28 protein-coding genes are annotated in these 26021 nt (G+C 73.7%); 5 read left to right on the forward strand and 23 right to left on the reverse strand.

Features of this window, described 5'->3' with window-relative positions; translation table 11 throughout:
- Positions 1-3: 3 nt before the first annotated feature.
- From E4U92_RS27360 to tsaB, 6 genes are all read right to left on the reverse strand, one after another.
- Positions 4-1368, reverse strand: coding sequence for a glycoside hydrolase family 10 protein (locus E4U92_RS27360; protein WP_137303129.1), 1365 nt, complete (start codon positions 1366-1368; stop codon positions 4-6).
- 140 nt (positions 1369-1508) lie between these two features.
- Positions 1509-2618, reverse strand: coding sequence for a LacI family DNA-binding transcriptional regulator (locus E4U92_RS27365; protein WP_137303130.1), 1110 nt, complete (start codon positions 2616-2618; stop codon positions 1509-1511).
- A gap of 259 nt (positions 2619-2877) precedes the next feature.
- On the reverse strand, positions 2878-3129 hold the full coding sequence (locus E4U92_RS27370; protein WP_137303131.1) for a hypothetical protein: 252 nt from the start codon (positions 3127-3129) through the stop codon (positions 2878-2880).
- Entirely contained in the window at positions 3126-4244 is a 1119-nt protein-coding gene (gene tsaD / locus E4U92_RS27375) for a tRNA (adenosine(37)-N6)-threonylcarbamoyltransferase complex transferase subunit TsaD (protein WP_137303132.1), read from the reverse strand. The genes E4U92_RS27370 and tsaD overlap by 4 nt, the downstream gene beginning before the upstream one ends.
- Positions 4237-4752 (reverse strand): ribosomal protein S18-alanine N-acetyltransferase, encoded by a 516-nt coding sequence (gene rimI / locus E4U92_RS27380; RefSeq protein ID WP_168725214.1) that lies wholly within the window; start codon positions 4750-4752, stop codon positions 4237-4239. Before rimI ends, tsaD begins: the two co-directional genes overlap by 8 nt.
- The gene (gene tsaB, locus E4U92_RS27385) at positions 4749-5411 is read right to left on the reverse strand and encodes a tRNA (adenosine(37)-N6)-threonylcarbamoyltransferase complex dimerization subunit type 1 TsaB (RefSeq protein WP_137303133.1); all 663 of its coding nucleotides are present in this window, start codon (positions 5409-5411) and stop codon (positions 4749-4751) included. Before tsaB ends, rimI begins: the two co-directional genes overlap by 4 nt.
- Positions 5412-5586: 175 nt before the next feature.
- Here tsaB and E4U92_RS27390 point away from each other — a divergent pair, with 175 nt between their 5' ends.
- Positions 5587-6144, forward strand: a complete 558-nt coding sequence (locus E4U92_RS27390; RefSeq protein WP_137303134.1) for a hypothetical protein — start codon at positions 5587-5589, stop codon at positions 6142-6144.
- A 94-nt stretch (positions 6145-6238) separates the two neighbouring features.
- Here the strand turns inward: E4U92_RS27390 and E4U92_RS27395 are convergent, their stop codons facing one another.
- The 7 genes from E4U92_RS27395 to E4U92_RS27425 form a co-directional block, all read right to left on the reverse strand.
- Positions 6239-6475 carry a hypothetical protein gene (locus tag E4U92_RS27395; RefSeq protein WP_137303135.1) on the reverse strand — a complete coding sequence of 79 codons (237 nt, stop codon included), beginning with the start codon at positions 6473-6475 and terminating at the stop codon, positions 6239-6241.
- Positions 6476-6631: 156 nt separating this feature from the next.
- Positions 6632-7144, reverse strand: coding sequence for a tRNA (adenosine(37)-N6)-threonylcarbamoyltransferase complex ATPase subunit type 1 TsaE (tsaE, locus tag E4U92_RS27400; RefSeq protein WP_067240298.1), 513 nt, complete (start codon positions 7142-7144; stop codon positions 6632-6634).
- A complete protein-coding gene (locus E4U92_RS27405) occupies positions 7110-8363 on the reverse strand; it encodes an alpha/beta fold hydrolase (RefSeq protein WP_137303136.1) in 1254 nt (417 codons plus the stop codon). Before E4U92_RS27405 ends, tsaE begins: the two co-directional genes overlap by 35 nt.
- Before the next feature lie 88 nt (positions 8364-8451).
- Complete coding sequence (gene alr, locus E4U92_RS27410) at positions 8452-9627, reverse strand: alanine racemase (RefSeq protein WP_137303137.1); 1176 nt, start codon at positions 9625-9627, stop codon at positions 8452-8454.
- A gap of 177 nt (positions 9628-9804) precedes the next feature.
- Positions 9805-11244, reverse strand: a complete 1440-nt coding sequence (locus E4U92_RS27415) for an NAD(P)H-hydrate dehydratase (protein ID WP_137303138.1) — start codon at positions 11242-11244, stop codon at positions 9805-9807.
- A 58-nt stretch (positions 11245-11302) separates the two neighbouring features.
- A complete protein-coding gene (locus tag E4U92_RS27420) occupies positions 11303-11674 on the reverse strand; it encodes a holo-ACP synthase (protein WP_137303139.1) in 372 nt (123 codons plus the stop codon).
- A 27-nt stretch (positions 11675-11701) separates the two neighbouring features.
- Positions 11702-12313, reverse strand: a complete 612-nt coding sequence (locus E4U92_RS27425) for an NADPH-dependent FMN reductase (protein ID WP_137303140.1) — start codon at positions 12311-12313, stop codon at positions 11702-11704.
- 102 nt (positions 12314-12415) lie between these two features.
- Between E4U92_RS27425 and E4U92_RS27430 the strand changes: the two genes are divergently transcribed.
- Positions 12416-13252, forward strand: coding sequence for a helix-turn-helix transcriptional regulator (locus E4U92_RS27430; RefSeq protein WP_137303141.1), 837 nt, complete (start codon positions 12416-12418; stop codon positions 13250-13252).
- A 77-nt stretch (positions 13253-13329) separates the two neighbouring features.
- Here the strand turns inward: E4U92_RS27430 and glmS are convergent, their stop codons facing one another.
- On the reverse strand, positions 13330-15177 hold the full coding sequence (glmS, locus tag E4U92_RS27435) for a glutamine--fructose-6-phosphate transaminase (isomerizing) (protein WP_137303142.1): 1848 nt from the start codon (positions 15175-15177) through the stop codon (positions 13330-13332).
- Between the two features lie 155 nt (positions 15178-15332).
- Here glmS and coaA point away from each other — a divergent pair, with 155 nt between their 5' ends.
- Both coaA and E4U92_RS27445 read left to right on the forward strand, forming a co-directional pair.
- Positions 15333-16322 carry a type I pantothenate kinase gene (gene coaA / locus E4U92_RS27440; protein WP_137303143.1) on the forward strand — a complete coding sequence of 330 codons (990 nt, stop codon included), beginning with the start codon at positions 15333-15335 and terminating at the stop codon, positions 16320-16322.
- A gap of 31 nt (positions 16323-16353) precedes the next feature.
- Positions 16354-17313, forward strand: a complete 960-nt coding sequence (locus E4U92_RS27445; protein ID WP_137303144.1) for a DUF389 domain-containing protein — start codon at positions 16354-16356, stop codon at positions 17311-17313.
- Positions 17314-17359: 46 nt separating this feature from the next.
- On the opposite strand, the gene glmM is transcribed toward E4U92_RS27445, so the two are convergent.
- The 4 genes from glmM to E4U92_RS27465 form a co-directional block, all read right to left on the reverse strand.
- Positions 17360-18718, reverse strand: coding sequence for a phosphoglucosamine mutase (glmM, locus tag E4U92_RS27450; protein ID WP_137303145.1), 1359 nt, complete (start codon positions 18716-18718; stop codon positions 17360-17362).
- 252 nt (positions 18719-18970) lie between these two features.
- Complete coding sequence (gene rpsI / locus E4U92_RS27455) at positions 18971-19483, reverse strand: 30S ribosomal protein S9 (RefSeq protein WP_137303146.1); 513 nt, start codon at positions 19481-19483, stop codon at positions 18971-18973.
- A 41-nt stretch (positions 19484-19524) separates the two neighbouring features.
- Positions 19525-19968, reverse strand: a complete 444-nt coding sequence (rplM, locus tag E4U92_RS27460) for a 50S ribosomal protein L13 (protein ID WP_137303147.1) — start codon at positions 19966-19968, stop codon at positions 19525-19527.
- Between the two features lie 204 nt (positions 19969-20172).
- Entirely contained in the window at positions 20173-21384 is a 1212-nt protein-coding gene (locus E4U92_RS27465; protein ID WP_137303195.1) for a glycosyltransferase family 87 protein, read from the reverse strand.
- Positions 21385-21464: 80 nt separating this feature from the next.
- Between E4U92_RS27465 and E4U92_RS27470 the strand changes: the two genes are divergently transcribed.
- On the forward strand, positions 21465-22340 hold the full coding sequence (locus E4U92_RS27470; protein ID WP_137303148.1) for a hypothetical protein: 876 nt from the start codon (positions 21465-21467) through the stop codon (positions 22338-22340).
- An 18-nt stretch (positions 22341-22358) separates the two neighbouring features.
- On the opposite strand, the gene truA is transcribed toward E4U92_RS27470, so the two are convergent.
- The 5 genes from truA to rpsM all read right to left on the reverse strand — a co-directional run bounded on the left by truA (position 22359) and on the right by rpsM (position 26012).
- Positions 22359-23222, reverse strand: a complete 864-nt coding sequence (gene truA / locus E4U92_RS27475; protein ID WP_137303149.1) for a tRNA pseudouridine(38-40) synthase TruA — start codon at positions 23220-23222, stop codon at positions 22359-22361.
- A gap of 78 nt (positions 23223-23300) precedes the next feature.
- Positions 23301-23810: a 50S ribosomal protein L17 gene (rplQ, locus tag E4U92_RS27480; RefSeq protein WP_137303150.1), complete on the reverse strand. Its 510-nt coding sequence runs from the start codon at positions 23808-23810 to the stop codon at positions 23301-23303.
- Positions 23811-23992: 182 nt separating this feature from the next.
- On the reverse strand, positions 23993-25015 hold the full coding sequence (locus tag E4U92_RS27485; RefSeq protein WP_003966937.1) for a DNA-directed RNA polymerase subunit alpha: 1023 nt from the start codon (positions 25013-25015) through the stop codon (positions 23993-23995).
- 146 nt (positions 25016-25161) lie between these two features.
- On the reverse strand, positions 25162-25566 hold the full coding sequence (rpsK, locus tag E4U92_RS27490; RefSeq protein ID WP_055718826.1) for a 30S ribosomal protein S11: 405 nt from the start codon (positions 25564-25566) through the stop codon (positions 25162-25164).
- A gap of 65 nt (positions 25567-25631) precedes the next feature.
- Positions 25632-26012: a 30S ribosomal protein S13 gene (gene rpsM, locus E4U92_RS27495; protein WP_067240336.1), complete on the reverse strand. Its 381-nt coding sequence runs from the start codon at positions 26010-26012 to the stop codon at positions 25632-25634.
- Positions 26013-26021: the final 9 nt, after the last annotated feature.

Below are 26021 nucleotides of genomic sequence, written 5' to 3' on the forward strand. Positions count from 1 at the left end.
CGTTCAGCCCAGCGTCACGCTCGGCACCGGATTGCCGCCGCTCCACGTGCCGTTGAAGCCGAAGGTCACCGAACCGCCGTCCGGGACGGTGCCGTTGTAAGAGGCGTTGGTGCACGTGACGGCCGTCCCCGACTGGGTGCAGGCGGCGTTCCACGCCTGGGTGACCTGCTGCCCGGCGCCGTAGGTCCACGTCGCCTTCCACGACGACAGCGCGGCCCCCGAGCAGGCGATCCGCACCTGGCCGGTGAACCCGGTGTTCCACTGGCTGACCACGCTGTACGTGGCCGAGCAGGCACCGGTCGGCGGGGTGGTCGTGGTGCCGCCGAGGGCTTCCGCGATCGCGTAGTAGGCCGGTTTCGGCGCGTAGTTCGCGTCGTACGGCGTCGCGGCCCCGTAGCCGGGGAAGGTGCTGTCCACCCAGGAGTCGGAGTCCGCGAAGCCCCACACGGTGAGGTTGACGCAGCGCGTCACGGCCACGCACGCGGCCGTCACCGCCTTGTAGTCGGCGGCCTGCTGGGCCAGCTCGGCGCTGTCGGCGGGCAGCGCCATGCGCACGTCCAGCTCCGTGATCGCCACGTCGACGCCGAGGTCGGCGAAGCGCTGGATGTTCTGCTGGAGGGTGGAGGGCACCTGGCCGAGGATCAGGTGCGCCTGGAGGCCGACCCCGTCGATCGGGACGCCGCGCTCCTTCAGCGACTTCACCAGGGTGTACAGCGCCGTGGACTTCGCGTTGACGCCCTCGACGTTGTAGTCGTTGATGTACAGCTTGGCGGCCGGGTCGGCGGCGCGGGCCCAGGTCAGGGCGTCGGCGATGTAGTCGGCGCCCAGACCGTTGTACCAGAGGTCGGTGCGGTAGGTGCCGTCCTCGTTGAACGGCTCGTTCACGACGTCCCAGGCGGCGATCTTGCCCTTGTAGCGGCCGACCTCCGTGCTGATGTGGTCCTGCAGCAGGGTGCCGAGCTGGGCGGAGGTCCAGCTTCCGTTGGTCAGCCAGCCCGGGTTCTGGTTGTGCCACACCAGGGTGTGGCCGCGCACCTGCTGGCCGTGGGCCTGGGCGAAGGCGACGATCTGGTCGGCCTCGGTCCAGTTGAAGGTCCCCCGGGACGGCTCCACCGACTCCCACTTCATGGCGTTGCCGGGGGTCAGCGAGCCGAACTGGGAGCCGGCGAGGTCGCCGTAGGTGCCGGTGAGCTTGGAGCCGGTGACCGCCGTGCCGATGACCTTGCCCTTGGCCGCGGCGAGGTCGCGCAGCGGGGTGTCGGCGGCGTGGGCGCTGCTGCCGCCCGCGGCGATCAGGGCCGCCGTGGCGGCCAGGCCCGCGCACAGGGCGGCGAGCCGGGTGCGCAGGGGGGTGCTGGAGGATCTCATGGCGGGTGCCTCCGAAAGTTTCGGTTGTTCAACCGATTGACTCGGAGGAGTGTGGAGGGGCCCGCCCCGGCCGTCAATACGGCACCTTCCGGCCACCACCAACACCGCCGGCACCGGCGCGGACGCGAGCCCCTTACCGCTCACTCGGCCCCCGGCGCCCCCGTGCTCGCCCGCACCACCAGGCTCGTCGCCAGTTCCACCCGGGTCGCGGCCGGGGCCTCGTCGGCGCGACCGAGCTCCAGCACCAGACGGGCCGCCGCCTCGGCCATCTCGGTCAGCGGCTGCCGTACGGTCGTCAGCGGCGGCCCCACCCAGCGGGCCACCGGCAGGTCGTCGAAGCCGACCACGCTGACGTCCTCCGGGATGCGCAGGCCCAGCTCACGGGCGGCCTCGTACAGCCCGAGCGCCTGGAGGTCGTTGCCGGCGAAGACCGCGGTGGGGCGGTCGGGCCGGGAGAGCAGCTCGCGGCCGAGCCGGTAGCCGGTCTCGTGGTGGAAGTCGCCCGTCTTGATCAGCCCCGGGTCGACCGGCAGCCCGGCGGTCTCCAGCGCGGCCCGGTAGCCGTCGATGCGGGCCCGGCTGCACATCATCGCCGGCGGCCCGCTGATCGCGCCGATCCGCCGGTGGCCGAGATCGACCAGGTGCCGGGTGGCGGCCAGGCCGCCCTGCCAGTTGGTCGCGCCGATCGAGGGCACGTCGGCGCCCGGGTCGCCGGCCGGGTCCATCACCACGAAGGGGATGGAGCGGCTGGTGAGCAGCGCGCGCTGGGACTCGTCGAGCCCGGACAGCACCAGCACCACGCCGTGCGGGCGGCGGGCGGCGACCTGGTCGGCCCAGGTCCGCCCCGGGGTCAGCCGGCCCGCGCTCTCGCTGAGCACGACGCTGAGCCCCGCGTCGCGCGCCACGTTCTCCACGCCCCGGATGACCTCCATCGCCCAGGCGCTCTCCAGCTCGTGGAAGACCAGGTCGAGCAGGGGCGAGCGGGTGGCCTCGGCGCGCCGGCGCCGGTAGCCGTGGGCGCGCAGCAGCTCCTCGACGCGGGTCCGGGTCGCGGGCGCGACGTCGGCGCGGCCGTTGAGCACTTTCGAAACAGTCGGCGCGGACACGCCGGCCTCGCGGGCGATCTCCGCGAGGGTGGCGGTCTGCGCCGGCCGGCCCTCGGCCCGTGGCGCCGATCGTTCTTGCGCAGGCGTCGCCGACCGGTCCTGCGCTGTGGTCGTCCGCGTCTCAGCGGGCTCGGGGGGTCTCATGGCCGCGATCGTATCCCCGCGCGTCGTCCTGACGAACCCCTGGCGACGCCTCGGGTTCCCGGAACATTCGAAGTGCCCGTCGAAACATTCGCACGGGGACTTCGTCACCGTGGTCGAAGCGGGCGAGCCGGAGCTGCGGCCGGGCAGGACCTCCGCCACCGGGCGGGGATCGGCACCCGTCGGGCCGCGGGGCGGCGGCCGCAACGGGGGCGCGCTCCGCCCCGCTCCGCTCCTTGGCCCGAGTCGCCCCCCGACCGCCTCAGTCCACCGCCTCGAACCGCCACCGGTGGACCGGGCGGCTCACCAGCGCGCCGTCCGGCTCGGGCAGTTCCGGGAGGTCGGCGTCGGGGGCCGCGTCCCACCAGGTGATGACCAGGACGCGGTCCTGCGGGGCGCGGAAGGTCTCGCGGCGCAGGGGGGTCCCGGCGAGGTGCTGGGCGCGCGCCCAGGCGAGCAGGTCCGCGCCGCGTCCGTCGACCGCCCGCGCCTCCCACATCAGGGCGACCGTCACGAGTACAGGTTCTCCTCGCCGAGCTCGTGCACGTGGTCGTGGTCGTGGTCGTGCGCGGGGCCGCGGCCCGGCACGTGCGGGTCCGTCACCGGCAGGGACGAGTCGGCCGACAGGTCCCAGTCGGAGGCGGACCGGTTCCGGGCGACCATCTCGGCGCCCAGCGCCGCCACCATCGCGCCGTTGTCCGTGCACAGCTTGGGGCGCGGCACCCGCAGCCGGATGCCGGCCGCCTCGCAGCGCTCCTGGGCCAGGGCCCGCAGCCGGGAGTTGGCGGCCACTCCCCCGCCGATCATCAGGTGGTCGACGCCCTCGTCCTTGCAGGCGCGCACGGCCTTGCGGGTCAGCACGTCGACCACGGCCTCCTGGAAGGACGCGGCCACGTCACGGACGGGGACCTCCTCGCCCGCCGCCCGCTTCGCCTCGATCCAGCGGGCCACCGCGGTCTTCAGGCCGGAGAAGGAGAAGTCGTAGACCGGGTCGCGCGGGCCGGTCAGGCCGCGCGGGAAGGCGATCGCCCCCGGGTCCCCCTCGCGCGCGTAGCGGTCGATGACCGGGCCGCCGGGGAAGCCCAGGTCCAGCACGCGCGCGATCTTGTCGAAGGCCTCGCCCGCCGCGTCGTCGATGGTCGCGCCGAGCGGGCGCACGTCCGAGGTGATGTCCGCGGACAGCAGCAGGGAGCTGTGGCCGCCGGACACCAGCAGCGCCATCGTCGGCTCCGGCAGCGGGCCGTGCTCGAGCTGGTCCACGCAGATGTGGGAGGCGAGGTGGTTGACGCCGTACAGGGGCTTGCCGAGGGCGTAGGCGTACGCCTTGGCCGCCGAGACGCCCACCAGCAGGGCGCCGGCCAGGCCGGGGCCCGCCGTCACCGCGATGCCGTCGAGGTCGCGGGCCGACACGCCCGCCTCCTTCAGGGCCCGGTCGATGGTCGGGACCATCGCCTCCAGGTGGGCCCGGGAGGCGACCTCGGGCACGACCCCGCCGAAGCGGGCGTGCTCGTCGACGCTGGAGGCGACGGCGTCGGCCAGCAGGGTGGTGCCACGCACGATGCCGACGCCGGTCTCGTCGCAGGAGGTCTCGATGCCGAGGACGAGGGGCTCGTCCCGTGAGTCAGCCATGGGTCTCGGTTCCTTGTACGCCGTTCACGGAGGTTGCCGGGTCGGTCAGGCGCATCACCAGCGCGTCCACGTTGCCCGGTTGGTAGTAGCCGCGCCGGAAGCCGACCGGCTCGAAGCCGAACCGCTCGTACAGCTTCTGCGCGCGGACGTTGTCGACCCGGCACTCGAGCAGGACCTCGGCGCACTCGAAGGTCGTGGCCGCCCGCAGCAGCTCGGTGAGCAGGCGCCCGCCGAGCCCGGTGCCCCAGTGGTCGCGGGCGACGGCGATGGTCTGGACGTCGGCCAGCTCGCCGGAGGAGGCGAGGCCCGCGTAGCCGACCAGCCGGTCGCCGGCCTCGGCCACGACGTACCGCCGGGTGGCCCGCGGGCCGCGGGCGTGCGCCAGCTCGGACCAGAACATGCCCCGGGACCAGGCGTCCTCGGGGAAGAGGTCCCTCTCCAGCTCCAGCACGGGGTCGATGTCCCACCAGCGCATCTCGCGCAGGCGAGGAGTCACGGGCTCGGTCACTTGGGGGTGACCACCTTGTAGTTCTTGGGGACCTGGGCGTCGGGCCGGCGCAGGTACAGCGGGCGGGGCCGGGGCAGTTCCTCGCCGGCCGCCAGCCGCTCGGCGGCCAGCCGGGCCAGGGCCGCGGCGGAGACGTGCTCCGGCTCGTGGGCCCGGGGGAAGGTGTCGGGGTACAGCAGCGCGCCCGCGCCGACGGCCGGGAGTCCGGCCACTCGCTCGGCGATGTCCGCGGGCCGGTCCACGGCCGGGTCGGTCAGCCGGGTGCGCGCGTCGGCGTACGTCGCCCAGTAGACCTCCTTGCGGCGGGCGTCCGTCGCCACGACGAACGGTCCCTGGCCGGCGGCGAGGTCGGAGGCGAAGGCCAGGCCGTCGAGCGTGCACAGGCCGTACACGGGGACGCCGAGCGCGAGCCCGAAGGTGTCGGCGGTCATCAGGCCGACGCGCAGCCCGGTGTAGGGGCCGGGGCCGGTGCCGACGACGACCGCGGTGACGGCGTCGAGGGTGAGGCCGGCCTCGGCGAGGACGCGGTCCACGGCGGGCAGCAGCAGCTCACCGTGGCGGCGCGCGTCCACCTGGCTCGACGAGGCGATGACGTCCGTCCCGTCGTGCAGCGCGACGGTGACGGCGGGGGTGGCGGTATCCAGAGCGAGCAAGAGCACGCAAACAGCCTACGGCGCCCCGGGCGGCGGCACCGCCGCCCCGGCGGGACCCACGGCGACTGCTAACGTCGCCCCGAATCCCTACATATCCCGACACACCCGTGCGACATGGCGAAACACGGTGATTCCGTGCGACACGGTACGTCCGTACGGGCCGAGGCAGAGGTGGGCGCAGGTGGCAAGCAGCAGTGCGGGGATCGTGGCCGGGCTCACCGCGGCGGCCGTGGCGACCGTGGGCTTCCTGGGCTGGCAGGCGGCGGCGCACGTGCCCGCCGACCTCGCGCACCCGGCCGGCGCGACGCTGGCGCCCGGCATCAGCGCGACCAAGGCGCCCCGCGACAGCGACCGGCCGGCCGCGCTGCCGTCGGGGTCCGGAAGGGGTGAACGGGTGGTGTACTCGGTGGACGACGACCGGGTGTGGCTGGTCGACGCGGACGGCACGGTGCTGCGCACCTTCACGGTGACGCCCGGCACCCTCGACCCGTCGCCGGGCGCCTACGCGGTCACCTCCCGCGCGAACCAGGTCACCGGCACCGACGGCACCCCCGTGGAGCACGTCGTCCGCTTCGCCTCCGCGCAGGGGCTGGCGATCGGGTTCAGCGCGGCCGTGGACGGCTCGACGCCGGCACCGGGGGCGGACGCCAGGACGGGCGCCATCCGCGAGTCGCGCGCGGACGGGAGCGCGCTGTGGGACTTCGCGACGATCGGCAAGCGGGTCGTGGTGATCCGCTAGCGGGTGTCCACGACGCCGCGCCAGACCCGGGGCCGGCCACGTGCCACCCTTGCGCCCGCCCGGCCGCCCAGCCGGCGCCCGCCCGCCCGGCCGCTCAGGCGGCCTCGCGGTGGCCGCGGGCGGCCGGGCGGTCGTGGGGCTCGGGGGCGCGCGGGGGGCGGGAGACGGCGTCCGCGGCCGCGCAGGCCGCCAGCAGGTCGCGCATGGACACCGCGGGGGCCGGGGCGCCTCCCGTGGACCCGGACCCGGACGCGCACCCGGACTCGGGCACGGACACGGAGGAGAACGCCGGGTGCCGCCGGGGCTGGGCCACGGGCTCGGGAGCGGGCATGGACGCCTCCTGATGGTCGGGGGCGGACGTGGTTAGGCGAACCTAACCACGAACTGGATACCATGTGACCACGCCCGGCGCTCCCGGCGCAATACGGTCCCGACACCCTGTCGGTAAACGTTCCCGCCCGCCCCGGCCCGGCCGCCGGGGACGCGCTCAGGCCGCCAGCACGCCCAGGTCGACGGCGCCCCACCGTTCACCCACGGGGGTGAGCGTGACGTGCCGTACCTCGTCCGTGGTGTCGCCCACCGCGCGGTGCAGGGTGATGTGCAGCCGGTCCTCGGTCAGCTCCTCGACCTTGCCCTCGCCCCACTCCACGACGACCACCGAGTCCGGCAGGGACACGTCGAGGTCGAGGTCCTCCATCTCGTCGAGCCCGCCGGAGAGCCGGTAGGCGTCGACGTGGACGAGCGGCGGGCCGTCGGTGAGGGACGGGTGGACGCGTGCGATCACGAACGTCGGCGAGGTGACCGCGCCCCGCACCCCGAGTCCTTCGCCGAGGCCGCGCGTGAGGGTCGTCTTGCCCGCGCCGAGCTCCCCGCTGAGCATCACGAGGTCACCGGCGCGCAGCAGTTTCGCGAGCTCGCGGCCCAGCTCCCGCATCTGCTCGGCGGAGGTGACGGTCAGGCGGAGGTCAGCCGCGTCGTGCGGTGCTGCTGGTGCTTCCATAGCCACCCACGGTAGCCCCTGCCGGCACGGCACCGGCGCGGGTGAGCAGGTCGGCGAGGCGGTCGGTGACCACCTCGGGGTGCTCCAGCATCACCAGGTGGCCGGCGTCCGGCACCAGGACCAGCTCGGCCCCCGGCAGCAGGTCGGCGATGGCCTCGCTGTGCTCGCTGGGCGTGACCAGGTCGCCGATCCCGGCGAGCACCAGCACCGGCATGTCCGTGAAGCGGGCCAGGGCCTCGGTCTTGTCGTGGTCGGTGAAGGCCGGGTAGAACTCGGCGACCACGTCGATCGGCGTGCCCTCGATCATCCGCTCGGCGAACCGGGCGACGGCCGGGTCGACGTCCCGGGACGCGAACGAGTACCGCTTGACGACCCCCGCGAACAGGTCGGCGGTCGCCCGCCGCCCGCGCTCCACCAGCTCGGCCTGCTGGCCCAGCGCCCGCAGCACCCCCGGCAGCACCCGCCGCACCGCGTTGACACCGGCCACCGGCAGTCCGAAGTTGACCTCGCCGAGCCGCCCGGACGAGGTGCCCACGAAGGCCGTGGCGACGACCCGCTCACGGATCAGCTCGGGGTAGTGCGCGGCCAGCGCCATGACGGTCATCCCGCCCATGGAGTGCCCCACCAGCACGATCGGCCCGTCCGGTACGGCCGCGTCGAGGACCGCCTTCAGGTCGCGGCCGAGCTGGTCGATGGTGAGCGGCACGTCGTCCTGGACCTGCGCCACGCCGCGCCCCGAGCGGCCGTGGCTGCGCTGGTCCCAGTGCACGGTGCGCACGACGCCCCGCAGCGCCGCGCGCTGGAAGTGCCAGGAGTCCTGGTTGAGGCAGTAGCCGTGGCTGAAGACCACCGTGACCGGGGCGGGGGCCTTGCGGCCGAAGAGGCGGCGCCGGCGCCCGGCGAGCGCGGCCGGCGGCTCGACCTCGTCGACCTCGTAGTACAGCTCGGTGCCGTCGTCGGCGTACGCCTTGCCGGGCGTGCCGCGCAGCGTGCCGTAGGGGCCGGTCGAGTCCAGGGCGAGGAGGGCCTTCCTGCGTATGCCCCGTCCGACGGTCATCCGCTCGATCGCGACCCCCGCCGCGGCGCCCGCGGCGAGGACGCCCAGCGCGGCCCCCGCGATGCCCGTGGTCCGGCGCCAGCCACCGGCCGCCGCCGTGGCGGATGCGGCGACGGCCGCCGAGGCGACGCCCGCCACCGCCTCCGCGCTGCTCTCGCTCACGTCCCGCTCCCTCGTCGCCGTCCGGCCGGTGCCCCGGGCGGGGCCCCCCCGACGGGGACGTCCCCGAAGGGGCGTCCCTGCCAGGCGGTTACCCCGCTCGCCGCTCGTTCACGTGGACGCGGGGCACCCGTGCGCCGACGCGGGTCACGATCTCGTACCCGATCGTGCCCGCGGCCTGCGCCCAGTCCTCGGCGGTCGGCTCCCCGCGGTCACCGGGGCCGAACAGTACGGCCTCGTCCCCCGGCTCCGGCCGGTCGCCCCCCAGGTCGACGACGAACTGGTCCATGGCGATGCGCCCCGCGACGGTCCGCCACTTGCCCCCGACCAGCACCGGACCCGTGCCCGAGGCGTGCCGGGGCACCCCGTCGGCGTACCCGAGCGGGACCAGGCCCAGCGTGGTCTCGCCGGGCGTGGCGTAGTGGTGGCCGTAGCTCACGCCGTGGCCGCCGGGCACGTCCTTGACCAGGGCGAGGGAGGCGGACAGCGTCATCACGGGCCGCAGTCCGAGGTCGGCGCTGCTGCCGAGGGCCGGGGCGGGCGAGAGGCCGTACATGGCGATGCCGGGGCGCACCAGGTCGAAGTGCGTCTCGGGCAGGGTGAGCGTGGCGGGCGAGTTGGCGATGTGCCGCACCTCGGGCCGTACGCCCCGGTCCTCCGCGTCCGCGACCATCTCGCGGAACAGCGACAGCTGGGCGCCGATGGAGGGGTGCCCCGGCTCGTCGGCGCAGGCGAAGTGGGACCACAGGCCGGTGACGCGCAGCAGCCCCGCGCGTTCGGCCCGCAGCGCCTCGTCGACCAGCTCGGGCCAGTCGGCGGGCTGGCAGCCGTTGCGGCCGAGCCCGGTGTCGGCCTTGAGCTGCACGCGCGCGACGCGGGAGGTCCCGCGCAGCGCCCCGGTCAGCTCCCGCAGGGCCCACATCCCGCTGACGGAGATGTCGACGTCGGCCTCGACGACCTCCCGCCAGGGGCCGCCCGGCGTCCACAGCCAGCACAGCACGCGGACGTCCGCCGGCAGCGCGGCGTCCGCGCGGACCGCGAGGGCCTCCTCGGGCGTGGCGGTGCCGATCCAGGTGGCGCCCGCCTGCACGGCCGCGCGGGCGCAGGGGATCGCGCCGTGGCCGTACCCGTCGGCCTTCACCACGGCCATGAAGGCGGCGCCGGGGGCCTTCGCGCGCAGGGTGCGCACGTTGGCCCGCAGGGCGGCCAGATCGATCTCGGCGCGGGCGCGCGGTGTTCCGCCCCGCGGTGGTGCAGTCTCACTCATCCCGCCCAGTGTCTCAGAGGGGCGGGCGGGCGTTCCCGACCCGGGCGACCACGGGACGCGGCGGCGGGTCGACTCCCGTCCTTCGGCCCGTGCCCCGGCCCGTCCCCCGGTACGACGCCCCGGCCGGCCGGCCGACCCGCGTACGACGGCCGGGTCCCGCCCCCTCCCGGGCCTCGCCTACCCCCGTACGACGTCCCGCCAGGCCAGGCCCACGGCCTCCGCGACCTGGTGCGCCCGCACCGGCGCGCCGCGCGCCGCGAGCCGCCCGGCGAGGCCGTGCAGGTAGGCGCCCACGCTCCCGGCGTCCCGCGCCGACAGGCCGGCCGCGAGCAGGGAGCCCGCGACGCCGGACAGCACGTCCCCGCTCCCGGCGGTCGCCAGCCACGGCGTGCCCGTGGCGTTCACCCGGACCGGCGCCGCACCGCCCGGGTCGGCGACCAGCGTGGTCGAGCCCTTCAGCAGCACGGTCGCCCGGTACGCCTCGGCCAGCTCCCGCACCGCGGTGAGCCGGCCCGCCTCGACCTCCTCCCGGGACACCCCGAGCAGGGCGGCCGCCTCGCCCGCGTGCGGGGTCAGGAGGGTGGGCGCGGTGCGGGCGCGGACCGCGTCCCGGTCGGCCAGGCGCAGCCCGTCCGCGTCGATCAGCACGGGCACCTCGGCGGCGACCACCTCGGCGACGGTGGCCGCGTCCTCCCCGGCCCCGGGTCCGACGGCCCACGCCTGGACGCGTCCCGCCTTCGCCGGGCCCGTGGCGGAGACGAGGGTCTCGGGGTAGCGGGCGATCACGGCGTCCCCGGCGGCGCCGACGTACCGCACGGCCCCGGCGCCGCCCCGCAGGGCCCCGGCGACGGCCAGGACCGCGGCGCCCGGATAGCGGTCGGACCCGGCGGCGACGCCGACCACCCCGCGCCGGTACTTGTCGCTCTCGGCCGCGGGCACCGGCAGCAGCCGGGCCACGTCGGCGTGTTGCAGGGCCTCCAGCTCGGCCCCGTCCGCGGGCAGGTCCAGCCCGATGTCGACGAGGCGCACCGAACCGGCGTGTGCGCGCGCCGGGTCGATCAGCAGCCCCGGCTTGTGCGCGCCGAAGGTGACGGTCAGGTCGGCCCGTACGGCCTCCCCGCGCACCTCGCCGGTGTCGGCCTCGACGCCGCTGGGCAGGTCGACGGCGACCACCGCGGCCCGGGACGCGGCGGCGGCGCGCGCGAGCGCGGCGGCCTCCGGCCGCAGGCCGCCTTTTCCGCCGATGCCCACGATCCCGTCGACGACGAGGTCCGCCCGCGCGACGGCGTCCTCCGCGCGGCCCGGCTCGACCACGGCGCCCCCGGCGCGGCGGAACGCGGCGAGCCCCGCGGGGTGCGCCCGGCCGGGCGACAGCAGTACGGCCGCGACCCCTGCCCCGCGCCGGGCCAGCCGGGCCCCGGCGTACAGCGCGTCACCCCCGTTGTCCCCGCTGCCGACCAGCAGCACGACCCGGCTGCCGTACACCCGGTCCAGCAACTCCGCGCAGGCGGCGGCCAGTCCGGCGGCGGCCCGCTGCATCAGCGCCCCCTCGGGGAGCCGTTCCATCAGCTCCCGCTCGGCGGCCCGTACGGTCTCGACGCGATAGGCAGTACGCATGGCCCCCAGTCTCACACCGACCGCCCGCGACCGGCGCTCGGAACCGGGGACCGGTGGGTCACCCCTCCGCGACGACCATCGCGGAGGCGATCCCCGCGTCGTGGCTGAGCGACAGGTGCCAGGCACGCACCCCCAGTTCGGCGGCCCGCGCCGCCACGGTCCCGCGCACCCGCAGCCGTGGCTGCCCGCTGGCCTCGACGAAGACCTCCGCGTCCGTCCACAGCAGCCCGCCCGGCGCCCCGAGCGCCTTGGCCACCGCCTCCTTCGCCGCGAACCGCGCCGCCAGCGACGCCACCCCGCGCCGGGCCCCGCTCGGCAACAGCAACTCCCGCTCCACGAAGAGCCGTTGCGCCAGCCCGGGCGTACGCTCCAGCGATGCCGCGAACCGCTCGATCTCGGCCACGTCGATACCGACCCCGATGATGCTCATGCCGAGCACCCTACGGGCGGCCGGGGCTCACACCGGGTACGGCGACGCCGCGCGGGCCGACCGCAGGGCGTGGGCCCACCAGGTCAGCTGGTCCAGGAGGGTCTTGGCGCGGCCTGCGGCCCGTGCGTCGAGGGGGGCGCCGTCCCGCCACCCGGTGAAGCAGTCCGGGAAGGCGAGGCCGTCGCGGATCGTCACCGCGTGCAGTTCGGTCAGGACGTTCTCCAGGTGCAGCACCGCGTGCCGGCCGCCCGCCGCGCCGCCGTAGCTGACGAAGGCGACGGGTTTGGCCGTCCACTGGGTGAAGTGCCAGTCGACGGCGGCCTTCAGGGAGGCCGGGTAGCTGTGGTTGTACTCGGGGGTGACGACGGCGAACGCGTCGGCGCGCTCCAGCGCCGCGGTCAGCCCCGCCATCCCGGCGGGGCGGGGGTAGTCGTCGCCCGCGTACTTCGGTGAGACGGCCGGCAGTTCCGTCGGGACGTCGTGGTCGGCCAGGTCGACGACCTCGACGTCGAAACTGCCGTGCGCCCGGGCCTGCCGGGCGAACCACTCCGCCACGACCGGGCCGAACCGGCCCTCGCGCACGCTCCCGATGAGGACGGCCAGCCTCGGCCCGCTGCTGTTGCTCCGCGTGTTGTCCATGGCGTCCACGGTCGGCCGGTATCGCCACGGCGGCCAGACCGCACCCGGGCTGGCCCCCACAGGGCCATGCTGAACCCCCGAACGGAACCTACCCTCGTGGATATGGGTACGCCGTTGGGGGACTTCGTACGGGCCAAGCGCGACAGCATCCAGCCGCAGACGCTGGGTCTGCCGGACCACGGCCGGCGCCGCGCACCGGGGTTGCGCCGCTCCGACCTCGCCGTCCGGGCCGGGATCAGCGTCGAGTACCTGACCCGCATCGAGCAGGGGCGCGACCGCAACCCCTCCCCCGCGGTGGTGAACGCCCTCGCCGACGCCCTCAGCCTGTCCCGCGCCGAACGCGAGCACCTGCGCCACCTGGCGAAGATCACCGGCGGCGCCTGCCCCTCCCACACCCGTCCGGCCCCGCCGTCCCGCGAAGTGCGCTCCGACGTCCTGCGCACGCTGCGCCTGCTGGAGCCGGGCATCGCCGTGGTGACCAACCGCCTGGGCGACGTGCTCGCCCACACCGACGGCTACGCGTCCCTGGTGGCCGGCACGGGCCTGCTCGACGGCGACCCGCCGAACCTCACCCGGTACGTCTTCACCGACCCGCGCGCTCGCGCGTTCTTCGCCGACTGGGACGCCGTGGCCGACGAGCGGGCCTTCGACCTCTGGCTCGGCCCGTCCGTCGAGAACGCCGAGTGGTTCGCGGCGGAACTCGCCCCCGTCGCGGGGCCGGAGTTCACCCGTCGCCGCGGCCACCACCGGGTCCCGGCCCGCGGTGACCTGCGGCTGCGCCACCCGTCCGGCCCCACCCTGCGGCTGCGCCGGGAGACGCTGGAGATCCCGTCCGACGCCCAGCAGTTGGTGGTCCACCTCCCCGCGGACGACGCCACGGCCCGCGCCCTGGACACCCTCGGCCCCCGACAGCCGGGCCGGCTGCGGGCCATCTCCTGACGCGCGGGCCCGGCCGACGGAAAGGCCCCGGCCGGGCAACTCACCCCTCCGGCCGGGGCCCTGCCCGCACCCGCGCCCTACTCGACCGTCACCGACTTCGCCAGGTTGCGCGGCTGGTCCACCTCGTTGCCCCGGGCGGTGGCCAGTTCGCAGGCGAAGACCTGCAGCGGCACGGTCGCCACCAGCGGCTGCAGCAGCACCGGCGTCGCGGGGATGCGGATCAGGTGGTCGGCGTACGGCGTCACCGTCTCGTCGCCCTCCTCCGCGATGACGATGGTGCGGGCGCCGCGCGCCCGGATCTCCTGGATGTTGGAGACGATCTTGTCGTGGAGCACCGACCGGCCGCGTGGCGAGGGCACCACGACGACCACGGGCAGGTCCTCCTCGATCAGCGCGATCGGCCCGTGCTTCAGCTCGCCCGCCGCGAAGCCCTCGGCGTGCATGTAGGCGAGTTCCTTCAGCTTCAGGGCGCCCTCCAGCGCGACCGGGTAGCCCACGTGCCGGCCCAGGAAGAGCACCGTGTTCTTCCCGGCGAGGGACCGGGCCAGCTCGCGCACCGGCTCCATGGTCTCCAGCACCCGGTCCACCGCACCGGCGATCTGCGACAGGTCCCGGATCACCGCGCGGATCTCGTCGCCCCACTTGGTGCCCCGCACCTGCCCGAGGTACAGCGCGACCAGGTAGCAGGCGACGAGCTGCGTGAGGAACGCCTTCGTCGAGGCGACGGCGACCTCCGGCCCGGCGTGCGTGTAGAGCACCGCGTCCGACTCGCGCGGGATCGTCGAGCCGTTGGTGTTGCAGATCGCCAGCACCCGGGAGCCCTGCTCGCGCGCGTGGCGCAACGCCATCAGCGTGTCCATGGTCTCGCCGGACTGGGAGATCGCGATGACCAGGGAACGGGAGTCGAGGATCGGGTCCCGGTAGCGGAACTCGCTGGCCAGCTCCACCTCGCAGGGGATGCGCGTCCAGTGCTCGATGGCGTACTTGGCGATCATCCCGGCGTGGAAGGCCGTACCGCAGGCGACGATGACGACCTTGTCGACCTCGCGCAGCTCCGCGGCGCTGATCCGCACCTCGTCCAGGCTGAGCGAGCCCGCCGCGTCGATCCGGCCCAGCAGGGTGTCGGCGACCGCCTTGGGCTGCTCGGCGATCTCCTTCAGCATGAAGTAGTCGTAGCCGCCCTTCTCCGCGGCCGACGCGTCCCAGTCCACGTGGTACGTCCGCACGTCCGCCGGACGCCCGTCGAAGCCGGTGACCGTCACCCCATCGCGGCGCAGCTCCACGACCTGGTCCTGCCCGAGTTCGATGGCCTGGCGGGTGTGCTCGATGAACGCGGCGACGTCCGAGGCGAGGAAACACTCGCCTTCGCCGACGCCCACGACGAGCGGCGAGTTGCGCCGCGCGCCGACCACCACGTCCGGTTCGTCCGCGTGCACGGCGACCAGGGTGAACGCGCCCTCCAGCCGCCGGCACACCAGCCGCATCGCCTCGGCGAGGTCGGCGCAGGACGAGAACTCCTCGGCCAGCAGGTGCGCGACGACCTCGGTGTCGGTCTCCGAGGCCAGGTCGTGTCCGCGCTCGGCCAGCTCGGCGCGCAGCACGGCGAAGTTCTCGATGATCCCGTTGTGCACGACGGCCACGCGCCCGGCGTTGTCCAGGTGCGGGTGGGCGTTGGCGTCGGTGGGCCCGCCGTGCGTGGCCCAGCGCGTGTGCCCGATCCCGGTCGTGCCGGTCGGCAGCGGCCGGTCGACCAGCTCCTTCTCCAGATTGACGAGCTTGCCGGCCTTCTTCGCCGCGGCGAGCCCCCCGTCGGCCGGCACGGCGACGCCCGCCGAGTCGTAGCCGCGGTACTCCAGCCGCTTCAGTCCGGCCATCACGACATCGAGCGCCGACTGCGCCCCCACGTAACCCACGATTCCGCACATGCGCGGCAGCCTACGGTCCCGGCACGGCCGGAATCTGTCCTTGCGTGCCCGATTCCGGAAATTCCCGCGCCCGTACGACCCCCCGCGCACGCCCTTCCGGAGAAGCGTGACGGACTCCACCCGCCACGCCGTTCAAACTCCGTTAACAATGGACTGTGATCTCTCCGGTCTCCCCGATACCCCGGAGCGCCCACCGGCAGCGGCCGGAGGCGACTCCCTTCGTCGACCTCACCCGCACGGAGTGGAGCGCGCTGCGCGACAAGACGCCGCTGCCGCTGACCGCCGAGGAGGTCGAGAAGCTGCGCGGCCTCGGTGACGTCATCGACCTCGACGAGGTGCGGGACATCTACCTGCCGCTGTCCCGGCTGCTCAACCTCTACGTCGGCGCCACGGACGCCCTGCGCGGCGCCCTGAACACCTTCCTCGGCGAACAGGGCTCGCAGTCCGGCACCCCCTTCGTGATAGGCGTCGCCGGCTCGGTCGCGGTCGGCAAGTCGACCGTCGCCCGTCTGCTGCAGGCCCTGCTCTCCCGCTGGCCGGAGCACCCGCGCGTGGAGCTGGTCACCACCGACGGCTTCCTGCTGCCCACCCGGGAGCTGGAGGCCCGCGGCCTGATGTCCCGCAAGGGCTTCCCCGAGTCCTACGACCGCCGCGCCCTGACCCGGTTCGTCGCCGACATCAAGGCCGGCAAGGACGAGGTGACCGCCCCGGTCTACTCCCACCTGATCTACGACATCGTGCCCGGCGAGAAGCTCACCGTGCGCCGGCCCGACATCCTGATCGTGGAGGGCCTGAACGTCCTGCAGCCGGCGCTGCCCGGCACGGACGGCCGCACGCGCGTCGGCCTCGCCGACTACTTCGACTTCAGCGTGTACGTCGACGCGAGCGCCGAGGACATCGAGCGCTGGTACCTCGACCGCTTCAAGAAGCTGCGCCAGACCGCCTTCCAGAAGCCGGACTCGTACTTCCGCAAGTACACCCAGGTCTCCGAGGAGGAGGCCCTCGCCTACGCCCGCGGCCTGTGGCGGACCATCAACAAGCCCAACCTGATCGAGAACATCGCCCCCACCCGCGGCCGCGCCACCCTGGTGCTGCGCAAGGGCCCCGACCACACGGTCCAGCGCCTGCGCCTGCGCAAGCTCTGAGCGTCCACGGCCGTCTGCTACAAAGGGCGCCATGCTGCACCTGCGCCTGATCACCCCGGCCGACCGCACCGACGACGTCGTCCGGCTGATCGAGAAGACCGTCGGCACCACGCACCTGGTGGTGCTGCCGGGCGTGGCCCGCAACCCCGCGGGCGACGTCGTGCTGTGCGACGTGGCCCGCGAGGCCGGCGACGAACTCCTCGCCGGCCTGAGGAAGTTGGACCTGGACCGCACCGGCTCGATCGCCGTCGAGAACATCGACCTGTCGCTGTCCCGGCGCGCCGACAAGGCGGAGGCAGAGGCGCCCGGCGAGGGTGCGGACGCGGTGCTGTGGGAGCACCTGACGGACGCCACCCACGAGGAGTCGACGCTCTCCGTCACCTACGTCGCCTTCATCACCCTCGCCACGATGATCGCCGCCTGCGGTGTCGTCCTGGACAACGCCATCCTGATCGTGGGCGCGATGGCGGTCGGCCCCGAGTTCGGGCCCCTGGCGGGCATCTGCACCGCGATCGTGCAGCGCGCCCCGCGGCTGGCGCTGCGCTCACTGGTCGCCCTGCTGGCCGGCTTCGCGGCGGCGATGGCGGTGACGGCGGGCTTCAGCCTCTTCATGGACGCCGTCGGCCTGTTCAGCAAGGCGCAGTTGGAGGCGGACCGGCCCAACACCGGTTTCATCTACGCCCCGGACTGGTTCTCGTTCGTCGTCGCGGTCCTGGCGGGCGCGGCGGGCATGCTGTCCCTGACGTCCGCCAAGTCGGGTGCCCTGGTGGGCGTGGCGATCTCGGTGACGACGGTCCCCGCTGCGGCGAACGCGGCCGTGGCGCTGATCTACAGCGACACCACCCAGGCCGGCCGCTCCACGCAGCAGCTCCTGCTGAACCTGCTGGGCATCGTCCTGGCGGGGACCCTGACCCTGACGGCCCAGAAGGTCTTCTGGCGAGGGCAGCGCCGGCGGCGGCGACGGCGGGAGCAGCAGGTGCACGGCGCGTGAGGCGCGGGGCCGGGTCCGGCCCCGCTCGCACCCCCGCGCGCCCGGCTCAGCCCAGCGCGGACTTCACCGCGTCGGCCAGCCGCCCGGCCACCGACCGGGCCTGGTCGATGTCGGCCGCCTCCACCATCACGCGCACCAGCGGCTCGGTGCCCGACGGCCGCAGCAGCACCCGCCCGGTCGCGCCCAGCTCGCGCTCGGCGTCGGCGACCGCGGCTGCGAGGTCGGCCGAGGTGGTCACCCGGGACTTGTCGACGTCGGGGACGTTGATCAGCACCTGCGGCAGCCGCTCCATGACGGACGCCAGCTCCTGCAGGCTCCGGCCGGTCCTGGCCACCCGCGCGGCGAGCAGCAGTCCGGTCAGCGTGCCGTCGCCGGTCGTCGCGTGGTCGAGGATGATCACGTGCCCGGACTGCTCGCCGCCGAGCGCGTAGCCGTGCTCCTTCATCTCCTCCAGCACGTACCGGTCGCCCACCGCCGTCTGCACCAGCCGCAGCCCCTCGCGCTCCAGGGCGAGCTTGAAGCCGAGGTTCGACATGACGGTCGCGACCACCGTGTCGGAGCGCAGCCCGCCCTGCTCGCGCAGGGCCAGGGCCAGCACCGCGAGGATCTGGTCGCCGTCGACCTCCGAGCCGGTGTGGTCGACGGCCAGGCACCGGTCGGCGTCACCGTCGTGCGCGATGCCGAGGTCCGCGCCGTGCTCGACGACGGCGGCCTTGAGCGGGCCCAGGTGGGTCGAGCCGCACCCGTCGTTGATGTTGAGCCCGTCCGGCTCGGCGCCGATGGTGACGACCTCGGCCCCGGCCCGGCGGAACGCCTCGGGGGAGACCCCGGCGGCGGCGCCGTGCGCCTCGTCCAGGACGATCCGCAGCCCGTCGAGCCGGTTCGGCAGCACGCCGACCAGGTGCTCGACGTACCGGTCGAAGCCCTCGTCGTAGGAGCGCACGCGGCCCACGCCGGCGCCGGTCGGCCGCTCCCACGGCTCGCCGCGCCGGTGCTCCTCGTAGACGGTCTCGATCCTGTCCTCGAGCTCGTCGGCGAGCTTGTGACCGCCGCGGGCGAAGAACTTGATGCCGTTGTCCGGCATGGCGTTGTGGCTGGCGGAGAGCATGACCCCGAGGTCGGCGCCGAGGGCGCCGGTGAGGTGGGCGACGGCGGGCGTCGGCAGCACGCCGACCCGCAGCACGTCCACGCCCGCGCTGGCCAGGCCCGCCACCACGGCGGCCTCCAGGAACTCCCCGGACGCACGCGGGTCCCGTCCGACCACCGCGGTCGCCCGGTGGCCCTCGAACGTGCCCGCCTCGGCCAGCACGTGGGCCGCCGCGACGGACAGACCGAGGGCCATCTCGGCCGTCAGATCCGCGTTGGCGACACCGCGCACGCCGTCCGTGCCGAAGAGTCGTCCCACTTGTCCTCCTGAGGAAGCGTCAGTCGCGGGCGCCGGAGCCGTGCCAGGTGCGGCCCGCACGGCTGCTCCGGCGTCCCGGGCATTCCATGCCCGTGAACATCCGATCACACAAGCCTTTAGGTGTCTTGTGTCGTTATACGCCCGAAGGGCGCGATACACGAACGCCCCGGCGGCACAGTGGTGTGCCGCCGGGGCGTTCGGAGTACGTACGGGCCCGAGGGGGTCCGCAGGCGTACGAGCAGGCAGCGAAGCTTAGCGCTTGCTGTACTGCGGGGCCTTGCGGGCCTTCTTCAGACCGGCCTTCTTGCGCTCGACCGCACGGTCGTCGCGGCGCAGGAAGCCCGCCTTCTTCAGCGCGCCGCGGTTGTTGTCCACGTCGGCCTCGTTCAGCGCGCGGGCCACACCGAGGCGCAGGGCGCCGGCCTGACCCGAGACGCCGCCACCCGCGATGCGGGCGATGACGTCGTAGCGGCCCTCGAGCTCGAGGACCTTGAACGGCTCGTTGACTTCCTGCTGGTGCACCTTGTTCGGGAAGTAGTCCTCGAGGGTGCGACCGTTGATCTTCCACTTGCCGGTGCCCGGGACGATCCGGACACGGGCGATGGCGTTCTTGCGGCGGCCCAGGCCGGCGGCCGGCTGGGGGTCGCCGAAGCGGGACGCCAGGGACTCCGAGGTGTACTCGCCCTCGACGGGGACGTCGGACTCGGTGGTGTAGCTGTCGATGTCAAGCTCTTCGAGCGGCTGCTCGGCAGTGGTCTCGGCCACGGTTCTCCTCAGATTCTCTTCAGGCTCGGGGGTGGCCGGACTTACTGCGCGACCTGGGTGATCTCGAACGGCTGCGGCTGCTGCGCGCCGTGCGGGTGCTGGTCACCCTTGTAGACCTTCAGCTTCGAGAGCATCTGACGGCCCAGCGAGTTCTTGGGGAGCATGCCCTTGACGGCCTTCTCGATGGCCTTCTCGGGGTTCTTGTCCAGCAGCTCGTCGTAGCGGACGGAGCGCAGACCACCCGGGTAGCCGGAGTGGCGGTACGCCATCTTCTGGGTCCGCTTGTTGCCGGACAGGTGCACCTTGTCGGCGTTGATGATGATGACGAAGTCACCCGTGTCAACGTGAGGCGCGTAGATCGGCTTGTGCTTGCCACGCAGGATGGAGGCCGCAGTGGAGGCCAGACGGCCCAGGACGACGTCCTGAGCGTCGATGACGTGCCACTGGCGCGTCACATCGCCGGGCTTGGGGCTGTACGTACGCACGGTTCGTAGCCTTCGCTTCTTCAGTGAATGGTCCTGACAAGGTCACCGAAGCGATCACGACAGCCCAGACCGCACTGCGGTGACGCAAACCGCGTGCTGGTCGCTGGTCATCGGCCCGGTGGACCGGTGTAAGGGCCCGTCCCGTGAGAATGAGCAAGCCAATACACAACGAAAATGCAGGATACCCGGATCCGACCTGGCGGGTCAAAACGCGGGATCGCTGCCTGTCCCCGAGGATACCGGGACCGGCGCCCCGGTGCGGACCGGCGAGGGGCCGGTGCCGCGCGGCGGCCCGGGGCGGGCGGTGCGGGCGACCGCCAGGGCCAGGGCGACCAGGGTCGCCGCGTCCCGGAACGCCCGGCGGGTCACCGGTTCCAGGAAGGGCCAGGTCACGCCGGGGAGCTGCGGGACCAGCGCGAGCCAGAACCAGGGGCCCCGGGCCACCGCACCCGCGCAGGGCAGGCCGGCCAGCAGCAGCGGCAGGACGACGACCAGGTAGTGGTCGTAGGACGGCCGGGAGACGAGGAACGCCGACAGCATCAGCCCGCACGCCGTCTCGGCGAGCCGCAGCGGGCCGGGGCCGCCCCGCCGCCAGCGCAGCCAGGCGCACGCCGTCCCCGCCGCGCAGGCCGCCAGCGCCAGGGCCCGGGCGAGGGCCGCGGGCACCCCGAGCCGCGGCAGCACCGCCGCCGGGGACGCCTCGTAGAGCCGGACGAAGGCGTCGTCGCCGTGCAGCAGGAAGGGCAGGGTGCGGGTGACGAAGCCCGCCGGGTCGGGCAGCAGCAGCGCGCACAGGGCCGAGACGACGGCCGGCACGGCGAGCAGCACGGCCAGCGCCCGCCACCGGCGCGCGAACACGAACAGCAGCGCCACCGGGGCCAGCAGCGGCTTGACCGCGAGGGTCGCGCCGATCACCGCGCCCGCCGCGACCCACCGTTCCCGCCGCGCCAGCAGCAGCGCCGGCGGCAGCGCGAGCGCGGCGGACACCGTCCAGTTGCCGAGCCGCACCAGGTGCGCGAACGGCGCGAACCCGGCCGCGAGCGCGGTCAGCCCCAGGACCGCGAAGCGGCTGCCGAGCGGCACCCGGTGCAGCCGCAGCGCGCAGGCCCACGCCACCACCAGGCAGGCGGTCACCGCGCACGGCACCAGCACCCGCACCAGGGCGTGGGGCAGCAGGGCCTGGGGCGCGGCGGCGAGCACCGCGCCGGGCAGGTAGAGGAAGTGCGGGTCGTCGTAGGGGGAGCCGCCGGCCAGCCAGGTGCGGGCGGCCCGGACGACGATCGCGTTGTCCATGCCGCCGTCCGGGGTGGCCCTCGCCACGTGTCCGGACAGCGCGCACAGGACCGCCGCCGGCGCGATCCACCACGGCCAGGGGGAACGCCGCACCAACCACCCGAAGATGTCGCTTTTGCCCATAGTCACGCGGGCAACGCTAGGCGCCGAAGGGCTCGTTGGGGCGGAACAGCACACCCCGGGCCCCGTCTAAGATGCGCCCCATGAGCTATGGGCAGGGGGGACCTCAGTCCCAGTGGGACCCTTGGAAACCGAACTCGCAGCAGCCGTGGAACGACGGCGGCGGCGGGCAGTCCCCGGACTGGGCGGCACTCGCCGAGGCGTCCGAGACCCGCAACAAGCGCCGCAGGCTGCTGTTCATGGGCGGCGGCGCACTGGCCGTCGTCGGCATAGGCACCGCCGTGGCCATGGGCATCGTCTCGGCGAACGACGACGGCAAGGCGGACCGGCCGGCCTCGTCGCTGCCCGCGACCGCGGACCTGCCGAGCGGATCCGGCACCCCGTCCTTCGCCCCGACCAGCGCGCCGCCGCCGCTGGACCCGAAGGAGTTCGTCGCCAGCAAGGCCAAGGACACCGCCCCCAACGGGTTGGGCATCATGTTCCCCGGCCGGCAGCTCACCATGGGCGCCAACGTCTACAAGAAGGGCCCGACGGCCGACACCACCGCGTGCGCCACCGCCGCCAAGGGCAGCCTGCCCGCCGTCCTCACCGCCAACGGCTGCACCCGCCTGATGCGGGTCACCTACACCCGTGACGGCATGGCCGTGACGGTCGGCGTGGCCGTCTTCGACACCGAGGCGCAGGCCCTGAAGGCCAAGCAGCAGGCCGACCGCAAGAGCTTCGTGCAGGCCCTGTCCGGCAAGGGCGTCGCCGTCTTCTGCAACGGCGCGGTGTGCCGCTCGACGACCAACTCCTACGGCCGCTACGCCTACTTCACCCTCACCGGCTTCACCGACGGCAAGAACGTCACCACCAAGGACACCCAGGCGTTCACCACCGGCGACGACCTGGCGGAGTTCACCTTCCAGCAGATCCGCCGGCGCGGCGAGACCCAGGCGTCGGCCGCCGCGGGCGGCTGACCCCGCCCCCGGGCCGGCTCAGCAGCAGCCGGCCCCGGGCGCCAGGGGCAGCGACCGCTTGTTGCGCGCCTCCCGGCTGCGGGCGGCCAGCAGTTCGTCGGCCGGGTAGCCGACCTCCTCCAGCGTCAGCCCGTGCGGCCGTACGACGTGCACGGCGGAGTCCCGCACCCCGGCGGCCAGGACCTTGCCCGGCCAGTCCGGCGGGCGGTGCCCGTCGCCGACGAACAGCAGCGCGCCGATGAGCGAGCGGACCATGTTGTGGCAGAAGGCGTCGGCCCGCACGGTCGCGGTGATGATCCCGTCGGCGCCCTTCTCCAGGCTCAGCTCCTGCAGGGTGCGGATGGTGGTCGCCCCCTCCCGCTTCTTGCAGTAGGCGGCGAAGTCGTGCTCGCCCAGCAGCGCCCGGGCGGCCTCGTTCATGGCGTCGACGTCCAGGGGCCAGTCGTGCCACAGGACGTGGCCGCGCAGCAGCGGGTCCACTCCCCCGGGGTTGTCGGTCACGCGGTAGGCGTAGCGCCGCCAGACGGCCGAGAACCGCGCGTCGAAGCCCTGGGGCGCCTCGCGCAGCGCCCACACCCGCACGTCCTTGGGCAGCCGCCCGGCGAGCCGCTTCAGCAGCTTGTCGTGGTGCTCGGCCCACACCTCGCGCGGCAGGTCGACGTGCGCCACCTGCCCGCGCGCGTGCACCCCGGCGTCGGTCCGCCCGGCGACGGTCAGCTCGTACGTCTCCCGCGACCGCGTCACGGTGCGCAGGGCGTCCTCGATCTCCCCCTGCACGGTCCGCCGTCCCCCGGCCTGCTTGGCCCACCCGGAGAAGGCGCTCCCGTCGTACGACAGGTCCAGCCGGACCCGGACGTGCCCGGGCGCTACGTCGTCACTCACCCACAGATCCTCTCAGCACACCGGAACGGGCCCGCTCCTGGAAGGAACGGGCCCGCTCGTCAGACGTCAGGCAGAGCCTCAGGCGTCCTTGGGCTCCTCGGCGGAAGCCTCGTCGGCCTCGTCGGCCTTGGTCGTGTCGACCTTGGTCTCCGTGGCCTCGGGCGCCTCGGCGTCCTTGGCGGCGCGCTTCGTCGCCGCCTCGGCCTCACCGGTGGCCTGCTGCGCGACCGTCAGCGCCTCGACCAGCTCGATGACCGCCATGGGCGCGTTGTCGCCGCGACGGTTGCCGACCTTGGTGATGCGGGTGTAGCCACCGGGACGGTTCTCGTACCGCGGGCCGATCTCGGTGAAGAGCGTGTGGACGATGCTCTTGTCCGTGATGACCTGGAGCACCTGACGGCGGTTGTGAAGGTCGCCCTTCTTCGCCTTGGTGATCAGACGCTCGGCGTAGGGCCGCAGACGGCGGGCCTTCGCCTCGGTGGTGGTGATCTTGCCGTGCTCGAAGAGGCTCTTGGCGAGGTTCGCGAGGAGCAGCTTCTCGTGCGCGGCGCTGCCGCCCAGACGGGCACCCTTGGTGGGCTTCGGCATGGTTCTTCTCCTGTGTGTCTGCCCCGGCCGTATCAGGTACCGAGGTCAGTATCCGAGCAGGCGGTCGCCTGTCGAAGATCCGGGAGACGTCCCCGCAGGGGACGCTCCCGGAAGGGGCGCGGGGAACCGCGCGACCAGTCACAGCCGGCCCGCGGACGCAGTACAGCCTCCCCGCGGAGCTCTCAGTACTGCTCGGTCTCCACGAAGCCCGCGTCCGCGTCGTCGTCGGCGCCGAAGGCGTCGGCGGCGGCGGTGGGGTCGAATCCGGGCGGGCTGTCCTTGAGGGCCAGGCCCATGCCGGCCAGCTTCGCCTTGACCTCGTCGATGGACTTCGCACCGAAGTTGCGGATGTCCAGCAGGTCCGCCTCGGACCGCGCCACGAGCTCACCCACGGAGTGGATGCCCTCGCGCTTGAGGCAGTTGTAGGAGCGGACCGTGAGCTCCAGCTCCTCGATCGGCAGCGCCAGGTCGGCGGCCAGGGCGGCGTCCGTCGGGGACGGGCCCATGTCGATGCCCTCGGCGTCGATGTTGAGCTCGCGCGCCAGACCGAACAGCTCGACCAGGGTCTTGCCGGCCGACGCCATGGCGTCACGGGGACGCATGGCCTGCTTGGTCTCGACGTCGACGATCAGCTTGTCGAAGTCGGTGCGCTGCTCGACACGCGTGGCCTCGACCTTGTACGTGACCTTGAGCACCGGCGAGTAGATGGAGTCGACCGGGATACGGCCGATCTCCTGGCCCACCTGCTTGTTCTGCACGGCGGAGACGTAGCCGCGACCGCGCTCGACGGTCAGCTCCATCTCCAGCTTGCCCTTGCCGTTGAGCGTGGCGAGGACGAGGTCGGGGTTGTGCACCTCGACACCGGCCGGGGGCGCGATGTCGGCGGCGGTGACCAGACCCGGGCCCTGCTTGCGCAGGTACATCACGACCGGCTCGTCGTGCTCCGAGGAGACGACCAGCTGCTTGATGTTGAGGATCAGGTCGGTGACGTCCTCCTTGACGCCCGGCACGGTGGTGAACTCGTGCAGGACACCGTCGATGCGGATGCTGGTGACAGCCGCACCGGGGATGGAGGACAGCAGGGTCCGGCGGAGGGAGTTGCCGAGGGTGTAGCCGAAGCCCGGCTCCAGCGGCTCGATCACGAACCGGGAGCGGAACTCGTCGACGACCTCTTCGGTCAACGAGGGACGCTGAGCGATCAGCATGTGGGGATCAGATCCTTCATTCGTGGACGCCCGCTATTTGACGCCCGACGGGAACCGCGCCCGTGAGGAACGCGGGTACTGCAAGGGTACGGGCGGCACGGCCCTTTCACGGAGCCGTACCGCCCGGAACACCCGGTGAAGCGAGGTCAGACGCGACGACGCTTCGGCGGACGGCAGCCGTTGTGCGGGGTCGGGGTGACGTCCTGGATGGAGCCGACCTCGAGGCCCGTGGCCTGCAGGGAGCGGATCGCGGTCTCACGACCGGCACCCGGACCCTTGACGAACACGTCGACCTTGCGCATGCCGTGCTCCTGGGCGCGGCGGGCAGCCGACTCGGCGGCCATCTGCGCGGCGAACGGCGTGGACTTGCGGGAGCCCTTGAAGCCGACGTGGCCGGCGGAGGCCCAGGAGATCACGTTGCCGCTCGGGTCCGTGATGGACACGATCGTGTTGTTGAACGTGCTCTTGATGTGCGCCTGGCCGTGCGCGACGTTCTTCTTTTCCTTGCGGCGCACCTTCTTGGCAGCGCCCTGACGACCCTTGGGGGGCATCTACTAACTCCTACGGGAGGTGGTCGGTCCTACAGCGAAGACCGTGGACAGGTGTCCGCTGCGGACTACTTCTTGCCCGGCTTCTTCTTGCCGGCGATGGCGCGACGCGGGCCCTTGCGGGTACGGGCGTTGGTGCTGGTGCGCTGACCGCGGACGGGCAGACCGCGACGGTGACGGAGACCCTGGTAGGTACCGATCTCGACCTTGCGGCGGATGTCGGCCTGGATCTCGCGACGGAGGTCACCCTCGGTCTTGATGTTGTTGTCGACGTACTCGCGGATCGCGACGAGCTGCTCTTCGGTGAGGTCCCGAACACGGGTGTTCGGGTCGACGCCGGTCGCGGCCAGCGTCTCCTTCGAGAGCGTCCGGCCGATGCCGAACACGTAGGTCAGGGCGATCTCCACGCGCTTTTCGCGCGGGATGTCGACACCGGAAACGCGTGCCATTCAATGGCT

Source organism: Streptomyces galbus, assembly GCF_005280195.1.
Classification (GTDB): Bacteria; Actinomycetota; Actinomycetes; order Streptomycetales; family Streptomycetaceae; genus Streptomyces; species Streptomyces galbus.

Excerpts from the sequence above, each read along its gene's own strand:
- E4U92_RS27360 (WP_137303129.1), bottom strand. The coding sequence starts at position 1,368 with ATGAGATCCTCCAGCACCCCCCTGCGCACCCGGCTCGCCGCCCTGTGC.
- E4U92_RS27365 (WP_137303130.1), bottom strand. The coding sequence starts at position 2,618 with ATGAGACCCCCCGAGCCCGCTGAGACGCGGACGACCACAGCGCAGGAC.
- tsaD (WP_137303132.1), bottom strand. The coding sequence starts at position 4,244 with ATGGCTGACTCACGGGACGAGCCCCTCGTCCTCGGCATCGAGACCTCC.
- E4U92_RS27395 (WP_137303135.1), bottom strand. The coding sequence starts at position 6,475 with ATGCCCGCTCCCGAGCCCGTGGCCCAGCCCCGGCGGCACCCGGCGTTC.
- tsaE (WP_067240298.1), bottom strand. The coding sequence starts at position 7,144 with ATGGAAGCACCAGCAGCACCGCACGACGCGGCTGACCTCCGCCTGACC.
- alr (WP_137303137.1), bottom strand. The coding sequence starts at position 9,627 with ATGAGTGAGACTGCACCACCGCGGGGCGGAACACCGCGCGCCCGCGCC.
- E4U92_RS27415 (WP_137303138.1), bottom strand. The coding sequence starts at position 11,244 with ATGCGTACTGCCTATCGCGTCGAGACCGTACGGGCCGCCGAGCGGGAG.
- E4U92_RS27420 (WP_137303139.1), bottom strand. The coding sequence starts at position 11,674 with ATGAGCATCATCGGGGTCGGTATCGACGTGGCCGAGATCGAGCGGTTC.
- E4U92_RS27425 (WP_137303140.1), bottom strand. The coding sequence starts at position 12,313 with ATGGACAACACGCGGAGCAACAGCAGCGGGCCGAGGCTGGCCGTCCTC.
- E4U92_RS27430 (WP_137303141.1), top strand. The coding sequence starts at position 12,416 with ATGGGTACGCCGTTGGGGGACTTCGTACGGGCCAAGCGCGACAGCATC.
- glmS (WP_137303142.1), bottom strand. The coding sequence starts at position 15,177 with ATGTGCGGAATCGTGGGTTACGTGGGGGCGCAGTCGGCGCTCGATGTC.
- E4U92_RS27445 (WP_137303144.1), top strand. The coding sequence starts at position 16,354 with ATGCTGCACCTGCGCCTGATCACCCCGGCCGACCGCACCGACGACGTC.
- E4U92_RS27465 (WP_137303195.1), bottom strand. The coding sequence starts at position 21,384 with ATGGGCAAAAGCGACATCTTCGGGTGGTTGGTGCGGCGTTCCCCCTGG.
- E4U92_RS27470 (WP_137303148.1), top strand. The coding sequence starts at position 21,465 with ATGAGCTATGGGCAGGGGGGACCTCAGTCCCAGTGGGACCCTTGGAAA.
- rplQ (WP_137303150.1), bottom strand. The coding sequence starts at position 23,810 with ATGCCGAAGCCCACCAAGGGTGCCCGTCTGGGCGGCAGCGCCGCGCAC.
- E4U92_RS27485 (WP_003966937.1), bottom strand. The coding sequence starts at position 25,015 with ATGCTGATCGCTCAGCGTCCCTCGTTGACCGAAGAGGTCGTCGACGAG.
- rpsK (WP_055718826.1), bottom strand. The coding sequence starts at position 25,566 with ATGCCCCCCAAGGGTCGTCAGGGCGCTGCCAAGAAGGTGCGCCGCAAG.
- rpsM (WP_067240336.1), bottom strand. The coding sequence starts at position 26,012 with ATGGCACGCGTTTCCGGTGTCGACATCCCGCGCGAAAAGCGCGTGGAG.